At 70.4% G+C, this 13,476-nt stretch carries 5 protein-coding genes; 4 read left to right on the top strand and 1 reads right to left on the bottom strand.

Annotated elements, in window-relative coordinates:
* Window positions 1–15: 15 nt before the first annotated feature.
* Window positions 16–2,667 (bottom strand): SpoIIE family protein phosphatase, encoded by a 2,652-nt coding sequence (locus tag FDM97_RS26230; RefSeq protein ID WP_137992941.1) that lies wholly within the window; start codon window positions 2,665–2,667, stop codon window positions 16–18.
* A gap of 269 nt (window positions 2,668–2,936) precedes the next feature.
* Here FDM97_RS26230 and FDM97_RS26215 point away from each other — a divergent pair, with 269 nt between their 5' ends.
* The 4 genes from FDM97_RS26215 (at window position 2,937) to FDM97_RS26200 (ending at window position 13,402) form a co-directional block, all read left to right on the top strand.
* A complete protein-coding gene (locus tag FDM97_RS26215; protein ID WP_175439237.1) occupies window positions 2,937–8,438 on the top strand; it encodes a HAMP domain-containing protein in 5,502 nt (1,833 codons plus the stop codon).
* 241 nt (window positions 8,439–8,679) lie between these two features.
* On the top strand, window positions 8,680–9,354 hold the full coding sequence (locus FDM97_RS26210; protein ID WP_137992939.1) for a response regulator: 675 nt from the start codon (window positions 8,680–8,682) through the stop codon (window positions 9,352–9,354).
* A gap of 126 nt (window positions 9,355–9,480) precedes the next feature.
* Complete coding sequence (locus FDM97_RS26205; RefSeq protein WP_137992938.1) at window positions 9,481–12,300, top strand: DNA translocase FtsK; 2,820 nt, start codon at window positions 9,481–9,483, stop codon at window positions 12,298–12,300.
* A 265-nt stretch (window positions 12,301–12,565) separates the two neighbouring features.
* The gene (locus FDM97_RS26200; protein WP_137992937.1) at window positions 12,566–13,402 is read left to right on the top strand and encodes a helix-turn-helix domain-containing protein; all 837 of its coding nucleotides are present in this window, start codon (window positions 12,566–12,568) and stop codon (window positions 13,400–13,402) included.
* The last annotated feature ends 74 nt before the right edge of the window (window positions 13,403–13,476 follow it).

The raw sequence follows: 13,476 nt of genomic DNA, 5'->3' as shown, positions 1-13,476 counted from the left end.
CCCGACGAGGCGTTCTCAGTTGCCGGGGAGGGGCTCCGGGAGGCGCATCGCCAGGATGGCCATGTCGTCGGAGGCGGGCTCCTGGGCGAAGCGTTCGACCGCACGGAGGACGCGGGCGGCGACCGCGCCGGCCGTCAGGCCCGTACACGTCTTCAGGACCTCGATCAGGCCGTCGTCGCCCAGCATGCGCGTGCCCTCGCGGCGTTCCGTGACGCCGTCGGTGACGCAGAGCAGGACGTCGCCCGGCTCGAGCGTGACGGTCTGCTCGTACAGCTCCAGGTCGTCCAGGACACCCAGGAGCGGCTGGGGATCGGCGGCCGGGACGACCGTGCCGTCCTGGCGCAGGCGCAGCGGCAGCGGGTGACCGGCGCAGACGACCTTGAGGATGGCCGAGCCGTCCTCCTGCGGCCACATCTCGCCGTAGAGCAGGGTCAGGAAGCGGCTGCGGGCGCCCTCGTCGAGGATCGCCGCGTTGAGGCGCTCCAGGACCGCGGGGCCGCCGAAGCCCTCGCGGGCCAGCAGGCGCAGGGCGTGGCGGGCCAGGCCCGTGACGGCCGCGGCCTCCGGGCCCGTACCGCAGACGTCGCCGATGGCGAAGCCGTAGGCGTTGTCGCGGATCGGGAAGAGGTCGTAGAAGTCGCCGCCGACCTCGTTGCCCTCGCCGGCCGCGCGGTAGATGACGTCGACCTCGACCCCCGGGATGTCAGGGAGGCCGGGCGGCAGCAGACTGCGCTGGAGGGACTGACTGATCGCCATGCGCTCCGAGTAGAGGCGGGCGTTGTCGAGGGCGAGGGCCGCTCGGCGGGAGAGGTCCTCGGCGAGTTCGAGGATCTCCTGGCGGAAGTGGTCGTCGGACGGCTTGCCCAGGGTGAGCATGCCGATGACGCGGTTGCGGGCGACGAGCGGCAGGACCACGGTCTCCCCGCCGACCACGGTCGCGGTCGCGAGTGTGACGTCGATTCCGGAGGACAACGGGCCGCTCGTGCCGCCCAGTTCGCGCATCGAGGTGGAGAGCGCCGCCCGGTGGGCGGCCTCGGCCGGGGCCGCCCAGACGCGCGCGCCCGGAGTGGGCACCGGGTCGGGCGGGGCGATCGAGGACAGCAGGGCCTTCAGGCCGTCGATGCGGTCCTCGTCCTCGTGCAGGACGTAGGAGAGGTACGGGTCCGAGGCCTGGTCGGCGATCGTGTAGACGGCGCACCAGGTGGCGAGGGTCGGGACCGTCATCTGGGCCATCAGGGCCAGGGTCTGGTCGCGGTCGAGCGTGCCGGCCAGGAGGTCGGAGGCCTCGACGAGGAAGCTGAGGGAGCCGCGGCGGAGGCGTTCGAGCTCGCCGAGGCGGGCCGACTCGACGGCGAGCGCGATGCGGTCGGCCGCGAACTGCAGGCGCAGGGCCTCTTCGTTGGAGTAGCGGTTGGAGCCTTCGGCGGCGACGCCGAGCGAGCCGGTGAGCCGGCCCTCGACCTTGAGAGGAACGGTGACGACCGAGCGCATGCCGGTGCCTTCGAGTAGCGGGACGGCGCCGGGGACGGCGGCCAGGTCCTCGTGGACGGCCGGCATCCGGGCGGAGCCGTAGCGGCTGGCGCCGGTCTCGACGGGGACGCGGGCGAAGCGCTGACGGGCCGACGGGAGGCCGGTGGTGGCCCGTACCTCCAGTTCCGTCTCGTCGTCGGTGGCGAGGAGGAGGAAGGCGGAGTCGCCGTCGAGCATGTCGCGGGCACGCTCCACCGTGCGCTGGAGCAGGCCGTCGAGGTCGTCGGGGGCCGGGGAGCCGATGAAGACCTCGAAGGGGTCGGTGGCGCGGTTCTCCGAGCCGCCGTCGGAGACAGGGGGGCGCTGCGGGGTCTGCAGGACCGCGCGCTCGTACTCCCGTACCAGCAGACAGACCGTGGAGGGGTCGCCCGCGGCGTCGCGGACGCGCAGATGGGAGGCGTACACGGGGATCACCCGGCCGTCGGCGCAGCGGATGCCGTAGCTGCCCTCCCAGCGGGAGAGCCGGAGGGCCTCGACGAGGCCGGTGCCGATGCCGGGGGTGTGCGGCCAGGCGGCGAGGTCGCCGAGTGGTTTGCCGGTGACCTGTTCGGCGCTGTACCCGAAGAGCTCCTCGGCGTCCTCGTTCCACGCGGTGATGGCACCCATGCGGTCGATCTGGGCGACGGCGACGCGGACGCGGCTGTCGGTGACCGGGAGGAGTGCGTCGGGGAGGACCGGTCCGGCGGAGCGGGTGCCGATCGCGCGCTCGGGAAGGTCGAGCTGGAACCAGACGTGTTTGTGCGTGGGGGTGTACTCGATGCCCCAGCGGGTGGCGAGGGCGGCGCACAGCAGCAGGCCCCGGCCGTTCTCGCGGTCGGGGTGGGCGAGCGTGCGGCCGCCCTGGACGGGGATCTCGCGCTCGGGGTAGCGGTCGGCGACCTCGACGCGGACGCCGTCCTCGCTGCGCAGACACAGGACGTCGGCGGCGGTGCCGGCGTGGATGACGGCGTTGGTGACGAGTTCGCTGGTCAGGACGACGGCGTCGTCGACGACTTCGGCGTACCCCCATCCCTGGAGGGTGTCCCGGACAAAGGCGCGGGCGGTCGCGACGGACCGCCCGACGGGGTCGAAGGTCGCAGCCGCCCGCGCGGTGATCACAGAACTCCTCGTACGCGTCTCGACGCCCGGCTCTGCCATGGTCGGTCTGCCCCTCCCCGCTGCCCGGTGGTCGTCTTCGCGCCACCCCACCCCCGCCGGGCGGACCGGGGCGGTTGGACAGCCGGATGCCAGGTTACTTACCTTCGCTGTCCCAGCGGATGCCGGTCGCCGCTGTTTCCGTCCCCCGAGGGCGGGGACGCTATGCGAAGCTGCCGAACTGTTATGGCCTGGTTCGGCTGCGGTGAAACACTGGGCAAGCTTGTGGTGACGGCCCGGGCAGTACGGTCAACCCCTTCGGGAGGGACACGGTGGAGTCTGGCACGGCGGCGCGGCGCGGCAGCGGCAGCACGCGGGCGAAGGGCGGGCGGTCCCGGAGTGGTGGGACGGTGCAGGTGGACGCGGCGGCCATGGAGCGGCTGCTCGCCGCCCTGGTCTCGATGCGGGACGGGAACTTCCGTAAGCGGCTGACCGTGTCGGGCGACGGCGTGATGGCGGAGATCTCCGCCGTCTTCAACGAGGTCGCCGACCGGCAGATGCATCTGACCGGCGAGTTGTCGCGGGTCAGGCGCATGGTGGGGCGCGAGGGCAAGCTGTCCGAGCGCCTGGAGGCGGGGGCGAGCGAGGGCGCCTGGGCGGCGGCGATCGAGGCCGCGAACGCGCTGGTCGACGACATGACGCGGCCGGTCTCCGAGGTGGGGCGGGTCCTTTCGGCGGTGGCCGAGGGCGATCTCGACCAGCGGATGGACTTGCGTTCGGACGGGCCGGACGGGTCCGCGCGGCCGTTGCGCGGGGAGTTCCTGAAGGTCGCCCGGACGGTGAACAACCTGGTCGACCAGCTGTCGGCGTTCACGGACGAGGTGACGCGGGTCGCGCTGGAGGTCGGTACCGAGGGAAAGCTGGGCGGTCAGGCCCAGGTGCGCGGTATGTCCGGTTCGTGGAAGGATCTCACGGATTCGGTCAACACCATGGCGTACCGGCTGACGGCTCAGGTGCGTGACATTGCTCTCGTGACGACGGCCGTCGCCAAGGGCGATCTGTCCCGGAAGGTCACGGCGCACGTGGCCGGCGAGATGCTTGAGCTGAAGAACACCGTCAACACGATGGTGGACCAGCTGTCCTCGTTCTCCTCCGAGGTGACCCGCGTCGCGCGTGAGGTGGGCACCGAGGGCGAGCTGGGCGGTCAGGCCGAGGTGGCCGGTGTCGCCGGCGTGTGGAAGGACCTGACGGACTCCGTCAACACGATGGCGGGAAATCTCACCAATCAGGTGAGGGGTATCGCCGAGGTCACGACCGCGGTCGCCAACGGCGACCTCTCGCAGAAGGTCACCGTGAGCGCGCGCGGCGAGGTCGCCCAACTCGCGGACACCATCAACCAGATGACCGAGACGCTGCGCACCTTCGCCGACGAGGTGACGCGCGTGTCGGGCGAGGTCGGTGCGCAGGGTCTGCTCGGCGGGCAGGCGCAGGTGCCGGGAGCGGCCGGTACGTGGAAGGACCTGACGGACTCGGTCAACACGGTCTTCCGGAACATCACCACGCAGGTCCGGGACATCGCGCAGGTGACGACGGCGGTCGCCAACGGTGATCTGTCGCAGAAGGTCACGGTCGATGTCGCGGGCGAGATGCTGGAGCTGAAGAACACCGTCAACACGATGGTCGACCAGCTCTCGGCCTTCGGTTCCGAGGTGACCCGGGTGGCCAGGGAGGTCGGCGTCGAGGGTCTGCTCGGCGGGCAGGCGCAGGTGCCGGGAGCGGCGGGCACCTGGAAGGACCTCACGGACTCGGTGAACACGGCGTTCCGCAACCTGACGGGCCAGGTCCGGGACATCGCGCAGGTGACGACGGCGGTCGCCAACGGTGATCTGTCGCAGAAGGTCACGGTCGATGTCGCGGGCGAGATGCTGGAGCTGAAGAACACCGTCAACACGATGGTGTCGCAGCTGTCGTCCTTCGCCGACCAGGTCACGCGGATGGCCAGGGACGTGGGCACGGAGGGCCGCCTCGGCGGTCAGGCCCGTGTCGACGGCGTCTCCGGTACGTGGAAGGAGCTCACCGACTCCGTCAACTTCATGGCCGGCAACCTGACGTCCCAGGTGCGCCAGATCGCCCAGGTCACGACGGCGGTGGCGCGCGGTGACCTGTCGCAGAAGATCGACGTGGACGCGCGCGGTGAGATCCTTGAGCTGAAGAACACCATCAACACGATGGTCGACCAGCTCTCCGCCTTCGCGGAGCAGGTGACCCGGGTGGCCCGTGAGGTGGGTACGGACGGCCGGCTCGGCGGGCAGGCGCAGGTGCCTGGCGTCGCCGGTGTGTGGCGCGACCTGACCGACTCGGTGAACGGCATGGCGGGCAACCTCACCGCCCAGGTCCGTAACATCGCGCAGGTCGCCACCGCGGTGGCGCGCGGTGACCTGTCGCAGAAGATCGACGTGGACGCGCGCGGCGAGATCCTTGAGCTGAAGAACACCCTCAACACCATGGTCGACCAGCTCTCCAGCTTCGCGGAGCAGGTGACCCGGGTGGCCCGTGAGGTGGGTACGGAGGGCATCCTGGGCGGTCAGGCCGAGGTGCAGGGGGTCTCCGGCACCTGGAAGGACCTCACCCAGTCCGTGAACTTCATGGCGAACAACCTGACTTCGCAGGTGCGCAACATCGCCGAGGTCACCACGGCGGTCGCCAAGGGCGATCTGTCGAAGAAGATCACCGTCGACGCCAAGGGCGAGATCCTGGAGCTGGTGACGACCGTCAACACGATGGTCGACCAGCTGTCCAACTTCGCGGACGAGGTGACGCGAGTCGCCCGCGAGGTGGGTACGGAAGGCATCCTGGGCGGTCAGGCGCGGGTGCGCGGGGTCACCGGCATCTGGAAGGACCTGAGCGACAACGTCAACCTGATGGCCAACAACCTGACCAGTCAGGTGCGGAACATCTCCCGGGTCTCCTCTGCGGTCGCCAACGGCGACCTGACGAAGAAGGTCACGGTCGAGGCGCGCGGCGAGGTCGCCGAGCTCGCCGACACCGTCAACACCATGGTGACGACCCTGTCCTCGTTCGCGGACGAGGTGACCCGAGTCGCCCGCGAGGTGGGTACGGAAGGTGAACTGGGCGGCCAGGCAAGGGTTCCGGGCGTCTCCGGCACCTGGAAGGACCTGACCGAGTCGGTGAACTCGATGGCGTCGAACCTCACCGGTCAGGTGCGCCAGATCGCCGCCGTCACGACCGCCATCGCCAAGGGCGATCTCACCAAGAAGATCGACATCGACGCGCGCGGTGAGATCCAGGAGCTGAAGAACACCATCAACACGATGGTCGACCAGCTGTCCTCGTTCGCCGAGGAGGTCACGCGCGTGGCCCGCGAGGTGGGTACGGAGGGCATTCTCGGCGGTCAGGCGCGGGTCCGGGACGTCGACGGTACCTGGCGCGACCTGACGGAGTCCGTGAACGAGATGGCCGGGAACCTGACCCGGCAGGTGCGCGCCATCGCGGCCGTCGCCACCGCGGTGACCCGCGGCGACCTCAACCTCAAGATCGACGGCGTGGACGCGGCGGGCGAGATCCAGGCCCTCCAGGACAACATCAACACCATGATCGCCAACCTGCGCGACACCACCCTCGCCAACGAGGAGCAGGACTGGCTCAAGGGCAACCTCGCCCGGATCTCCGGTCTGATGCAGGGCCGGCGGGATCTGGACGACGTCGCCTCGCTCATCATGAGCGAGCTGACCCCGGTGGTCTCCGCCCAGCACGGCGCCTTCTTCGTCGCGATGCCGACCGGCTCCGCGACCGGCAGCGCCGAACTCGGCGGGCAGGGCGAGGGCGCGTACGAGCTGCGGATGCGCGGCAGTTACGGGTACTCCGCCGGCTCCATGCCCACCTCGTTCCGGCCCGGCGAGACGCTGATCGGGACGGCGGCCGAGGAGAAGCGGACGATCCAGGTCAACGTGCCGCCGGGCTATCTGAAGATCTCCTCCGGGCTCGGCGAGGCGGCCCCTGCGCATGTGATCGTGCTCCCCGTCCTCTTCGAGGGGAAGGTCCTCGGCGTGATCGAGCTGGCTTCCTTCCAGCCCTTCACCCAGATCCAGCGGGACTTCCTCAACCAGCTCGCCGAGCTGATCGCGACGACCGTCAACACCATCAGCGTCAACACCAAGACCGAGGTGCTGCTCAAGCAGTCCCAGGAGCTGACCGAGCAGCTGCGCGAGCGCTCGGCCGAGCTGGAGCACCGGCAGAAGGAGCTCCAGGGCTCCAACGCCGAACTGGAGGAGAAGGCCGAGCTGCTCGCCCGTCAGAACCGGGACATCGAGGTGAAGAACACCGAGATCGAGGAGGCCCGGCAGGTCCTGGAGGAGCGGGCCGAACAGCTCGCCGTCTCCATGCGGTACAAGTCCGAGTTCCTGGCCAACATGTCGCACGAGCTGCGCACCCCGCTCAACTCGCTGCTGATCCTGGCCAAGCTGCTCGCCGACAACGCGGACGCCAACCTCTCGCCCAAGCAGGTCGAGTTCGCCGAGACCATCCACGGCGCCGGCTCCGACCTGCTGCAGCTGATCAACGACATCCTCGATCTGTCCAAGGTCGAGGCGGGCAAGATGGACGTCTCCCCGACCCGTATCGCGCTGGTGCAGCTCGTCGACTACGTCGAGGCGACGTTCCGGCCGCTGACCGCGGAGAAGGGGCTCGACTTCTCGGTCCGGGTCTCGCCCGAACTGCCCGCCACGCTGCACACCGACGAGCAGCGGCTCCTCCAGGTGCTGCGCAACCTGCTCTCCAACGCGGTGAAGTTCACCGACACGGGCGCGGTGGAGCTGGTCATCCGGCCGGCCGGGACGGATGTGCCGCAGTCGATCCGCGAGCAGCTCCTGGAGGCCGGTTCGCTGCGCGACCCGGAGGCCGAGCTGATCGCGTTCTCGGTGACCGACACCGGTATCGGGATCGCGGCGGGCAAGATGCGGGTGATCTTCGAGGCGTTCAAGCAGGCCGACGGGACGACCAGCCGCAAGTACGGCGGTACGGGTCTGGGGCTCTCCATCAGCCGGGAGATCGCGCGGCTGCTCGGCGGCGAGATCTACGCGGCGAGCGAGCCGGGCCGCGGGTCGACGTTCACGCTCTATCTGCCGCTGAGCCCCAGCGAGCTGCCGCCGCACGGGTACGGGCCGGGGGAGGCCGGTCCGATGGACCCGCAGCCGGGTCCGGAGGACGGCTCGGGCGGGGAGCCGGGCCACTTCGCGCCCGCCCCCGTGGCGACCGACCACCGCTCCGGCACGGGCGCGCTGTTCCGGCACCGGCGCAGGGCGGCACAGGCCGGGGTGGACGAGCGGCCGGCGCTGCCGGGACAGCCCGGCCGGGCGGGGCACGCCGAGCAGATCGCGGCGGGCGACGACCGGGCGGACTCCGAGCCGCGCCGTACCTTCTCCTTCGGCGGCGAGAAGGTGCTGATCGTGGACGACGACATCCGTAACGTCTTCGCGCTCACCAGCGTCCTGGAGCAGCACGGTCTGGCGGTGCTGTACGCGGAGAACGGCCGTGAGGGCATCGAGGTCCTGGAACAGCACGACGATGTGACGGTCGTTCTGATGGACATCATGATGCCGGAGATGGACGGATACGCGACGACCACCGCGATCCGCCGGATGCCGCAGTTCGCCGGGCTGCCGATCATCGCGCTCACGGCGAAGGCGATGAAGGGCGATCGGGAGAAGGCGATCGAGTCGGGTGCCTCCGACTACGTCACCAAGCCCGTCGACCCCGATCACCTGCTGTCCGTGATGGAGGACTGGATGCGCGGAAACGGAAGCGGGGCTTGTTGACGCACTGTCGCCGCGGGCGTGTGAGAGGGCGGTGTTCGGGGAACCTTCTGGTCTCTCACCACGTTTCTGCTACGTGCACAGTGACATCGTGGTGACAGGGTGTGGCGACAGGCGGGGTGCGGCTACCATGACCGGCACAAGGACGGACGGCGCATGGGAGTCGTCTTCTGGGGCGGCGCCCGGTGCTTCCCCCGGCTCGGCGAGTCGGGGAGAGCCCATGCCGGGGCGAGGAGGACGGGGCATGGTGCAGAAGGCCAAGATCCTCCTGGTCGATGACCGGCCGGAGAATCTGCTGGCGCTGGAGGCCATTCTCTCCGCGCTCGATCAGACGCTGGTGCGGGCATCGTCCGGGGAGGAAGCGCTCAAGGCGCTGTTGACCGACGATTTCGCGGTCATCCTGCTGGACGTTCAGATGCCGGGAATGGATGGATTCGAGACCGCCGCGCACATCAAGCGGCGCGAGCGGACCCGGGACATTCCGATCATCTTCCTCACGGCGATCAACCACGGCCCGCACCACACCTTCCGTGGCTACGCCGCGGGCGCGGTCGACTACATCTCCAAGCCGTTCGACCCGTGGGTGCTGCGCGCCAAGGTCTCGGTCTTCGTCGAGCTGTACATGAAGAACTGTCAGCTGCGCGAGCAGGCCGCGCTGCTCCGGCTCCAGCTGGAGGGCGGCGGACACGGCGGTCACGCCAAGGAGTCCGCCGGACTGCTCGCGGAGCTCTCCGCCCGCCTCGCCGCGGTCGAGGAGCAGGCGGAGGCGCTGTCCAAACAGCTCGACGACGACTCCGCCGACGCCGCGGCCGTCGCCACCGCCGCCCATCTGGAGCGCAAACTCACCGGGCTGCGGCGGGCTCTCGACGCACTGGAGCCCGGCACGGGCGGCCCGACCCCACTTCCCTCGCAGAGCTGACGCTCCGTCAATCATCCGGCGCCCACGGTGAGCGGGCGTCAATTTCACGCCCGGCACGTACGACACGAACGGGTGAGGCCGGACGCGCACGTGTCCGATGCCGCTCACACCGGTAACCTCAGCATCATGGCCTCACGTACGTCCGGCAAGGGTTCCCAGGGCACGGCGGGCACCGCGAAGCCGCGCGCCGGCCGTACGACGGGCGCCGCGAAGAAGGCGGCGCCCGGCAAGTCCCCGGCCAAGTCCCCCGTCAAGCCGCCCGCGAAGAAGACCGCGGCCAAGAAGGCCGCGCCCGCGAAGCGTCCGCCCGCGAAGAAGCCGGCGGCGAAGAAGGCCGCGCCCAAGCCCGCGCCGTCCCCCACCGGGGGCGTGTACCGGCTCGCCCGCGGGATCTGGCTGGGACTCGCACACGCCGTGGGGGCGATGTTCCGGGGGATAGGGCGCGGAGCCAGGGGCCTCGACCCCGCCCACCGCAAGGACGGCATGGCGCTGCTCCTGCTCGGGGTCGCGCTGATCGTCGCGGCGGGCACCTGGTCCAATCTGCGCGGTCCGGTCGGCGACCTCGTCGAGATGCTCGTCACCGGGGCGTTCGGCCGGCTCGACCTGCTGGTGCCGCTGCTGCTCGGTGCGATGGGTGTCCGGCTGATCCTCTATCCGGAGAAGCCCGAGGCCAACGGCCGGATCGTCATCGGCCTCTCCGCCCTGGTCATCGGCGTGCTCGGACAGGTCCACATCGCCTGCGGCTCCCCGGGGCGCGGCGAGGGCACCAAGGCCATGCAGGACGCGGGCGGGCTCATCGGCTGGGCCGCCTCCAAGCCGCTCGTCTTCATGATGGGCGAGGTCCTCGCCGTACCGCTCCTGGTGCTGCTCACCCTCTTCGGACTGCTCGTCGTCACCGCGACCCCGGTCAACGCCATCCCGCAGCGGCTGCGCGCGCTCGGCGCCAAGCTCGGCATCGTCGAGCCCGCGTACGACCCCGAGGCCGCCGGGGAGGCGTACGAGTCGTACGAGGAGGACTGGCGCGAGCCGGCCCCTCAGCCCGGCCGCCCCCGGCGCTCCGCCCCGGGACGCGCCGAGGTCTACGACGTCGACCAGGCCGAGCAGGAGGCGCTCACCCGGCGCCGGCGCCCGCGCCGGCCCTCGGTGCAGCCCGCCTTCGACCGGCCCATGGACGCCGTGGACGTCGCCGCGGCGGCCGCCGCCGCCCTCGACGGAGCCGTGCTCAACGGCATGCCGCCCTCCCCGCTGGTCGCCGATCTGACCCGGGACGTCACCGCCGAGCGGGCCGCGTCCCTGGCGGCCGCCGCCGCGGAAGCCGCCGAGGGCGTGGACGCCCCGCCCGCCGCGCCGGTGCCGACCGCCCGCGGCGCGGAGGCCGGGCGCCTCCCCGGAGCCGTACCGGATCTGACCAAGCCCGCGCCCGAGCACACCGAGCTGCCGCCCCGCGCGGAGCAACTGCAGCTGTCCGGGGACATCACGTACGCGCTGCCCTCGATGGATCTGCTGGAGCGTGGTGGGCCCGGCAAGACCCGCAGCGCCGCGAACGACGCGGTCGTGGAGTCGCTCTCCAACGTCTTCAGCGAGTTCAAGGTCGACGCGGCGGTCACGGGCTTCACGCGTGGTCCGACGGTCACGCGGTACGAGGTCGAGCTCGGCCCGGCCGTGAAGGTCGAGAAGATCACGGCCCTGACCAAGAACATCGCGTACGCCGTGGCCTCGCCGGACGTGCGGATCATCTCGCCGATCCCGGGGAAGTCCGCGGTCGGCATCGAGATCCCCAACAGCGACCGCGAGATGGTCAACCTCGGCGACGTCCTGCGACTCGCGGACGCGGCGGGCGACGACCATCCGATGCTGGTGGCGCTCGGCAAGGACGTCGAGGGCGGCTATGTGATGGCCAACCTGGCGAAGATGCCGCACATCCTGGTCGCCGGTGCCACCGGCTCGGGCAAGTCCTCGTGCATCAACTGCCTGATCACCTCGGTGATGATAAGAGCGACCCCCGAGGACGTCCGGATGGTGCTGGTCGACCCCAAGCGGGTCGAGCTCACCGCGTACGAGGGCATCCCGCACCTGATCACGCCGATCATCACCAACCCGAAGCGGGCCGCCGAGGCCCTGCAGTGGGTGGTGCGCGAGATGGACCTGCGCTACGACGACCTGGCCGCCTTCGGCTTCCGGCACATCGACGACTTCAACGAGGCCATCCGCAACGGCAAGGTCAAGCTGCCCGAGGGCAGCGAGCGCGAGCTGCAGCCCTATCCGTACCTGCTGGTGATCGTGGACGAGCTCGCCGACCTGATGATGGTCGCGCCGCGGGACGTCGAGGACGCGATCGTGCGCATCACCCAGCTGGCCCGTGCGGCGGGCATCCATCTCGTGCTCGCCACCCAGCGCCCGTCGGTGGACGTCGTCACCGGTCTGATCAAGGCGAACGTGCCGTCGAGGCTCGCGTTCGCGACCTCCTCGCTCGCCGACAGCCGGGTCATCCTCGACCAGCCCGGCGCCGAGAAGCTCATCGGAAAGGGTGACGGCCTGTTCCTGCCGATGGGCGCCAACAAGCCCGTCCGCATGCAGGGCGCCTTCGTGACCGAGCAGGAGGTCGCGACCGTCGTCCAGCACTGCAAGGACCAGATGGCGCCGGTCTTCCGGGACGACGTCACCGTCGGCACCAAGCAGAAGAAGGAGATCGACGAGGACATCGGCGACGACCTCGACCTGCTGTGCCAGGCCGCCGAGCTGGTCGTCTCGACCCAGTTCGGCTCCACCTCGATGCTCCAGCGCAAGCTGCGCGTCGGCTTCGCGAAGGCCGGCCGGCTGATGGACCTGATGGAGTCGCGGAACATCGTCGGGCCCAGCGAGGGCTCCAAGGCACGGGACGTCCTCGTCAAGCCGGATGACCTGGACGGGGTGCTCGCCGTCATCCGCGGGGAGTCGGGGGCGTGAGCCGCCGGGAGCCGGCGGAGTGAGCCGCGGGGAGTCGGCGGAGTGAGCCGCGGGGCGGCTGTGCCGGAACGAGACCGGGCCGAGACTCACTCGTAAGGGAACGTGGGCAACCGTTTCCCTTGGCCGTACGTCAAGTTGGAGGGAGGGACAGAATGATGTCCCAGCCTCATGGCGTACAAACTGCGTCCGCCCGGTTGCCCCACCCTTTCGTACCACCCATAGACTGAACGTCCAGCAGGTGGTTACACGCTCGAAAGGCGCTCTCGTGTCCATCGGCAACTCCCCCGAATCCCCCGAAGACGACCGGAACTTCCCGGCAGACGACCGGGATTCGATCGGTCGTGCCCTTCAGCAGGCCCGGATCGCCGCCGGTCTCACCGTCGACGAGGTCAGCGCGTCCACCCGGGTCCGTATCCCGATCGTGCACGCGATCGAGGAGGACGACTTCTCGCGCTGCGGCGGCGACGTCTACGCCCGCGGGCACATCCGCACGCTCGCGCGCGCCGTCGGCATCGATCCCGCGCCGCTGGTCGAGCAGTACGACGCCGGGCACGGCGGCCGTCCCGCGCCGACGCCCGCCGCGCCGCTCTTCGAGGCGGAACGCATCCGCCCCGAGCCCCGCCGCCCCAACTGGACCGCCGCCATGGTCGCCGCGATCGTCGCCGTGGTCGGCTTCGTCGGCTTCACGATGTTCAGCGGGAACGACGGGCAGGGCAGGTCCGGCGCGGTGGCGGAGGGCCCGGCCCCCGAGAAGAAGACCACGGCCCCCACCACGAAGCCGACCAAGACGGCGAACCCCACGCCCGTGCCCTCCGAGAGCGCCATCGCGGCGGTCCCGAAGGACAAGGTCACGGTCAAGCTGACCGCCATCGACGACAAGAGCTGGATCTCGGCCAAGGCGAGCGACGGCAAGCTGCTCTTCGACGGGCTCCTCCTCAAGGGCGAGTCCAAGACCTTCCAGGACGACGAGCGCGTGGACCTGATCCTCGGCAACGCCGGCCCCATCGAGCTCTACGTCAATGGCAAGAAGGTCGAAGAGAAGTTCGAGTCGGGTGCCGTCGAGCGGCTCTCGTACACCAAGGGCGACCCCGAGGCCGGATGACCTGCCCGGCGGATCACCGCCGGCCGTCGCGCAGGTGAACCCTGCGCGGCGGGGGCACGGCCAGGACGAAGTAG

The sequence above is a fragment of the Streptomyces vilmorinianum genome, assembly GCF_005517195.1.
GTDB lineage: Bacteria > Actinomycetota > Actinomycetes > Streptomycetales > Streptomycetaceae > Streptomyces > Streptomyces vilmorinianum.
Note: the sequence above shows the minus strand (reverse complement) of the source record. Positions and strands in the feature narration are given on the sequence as shown.

Excerpts from the sequence above, each read along its gene's own strand:
- FDM97_RS26230 (WP_137992941.1), bottom strand. The coding sequence starts at position 2,667 with ATGGCAGAGCCGGGCGTCGAGACGCGTACGAGGAGTTCTGTGATCACC.
- FDM97_RS26210 (WP_137992939.1), top strand. The coding sequence starts at position 8,680 with ATGGTGCAGAAGGCCAAGATCCTCCTGGTCGATGACCGGCCGGAGAAT.
- FDM97_RS26205 (WP_137992938.1), top strand. The coding sequence starts at position 9,481 with ATGGCCTCACGTACGTCCGGCAAGGGTTCCCAGGGCACGGCGGGCACC.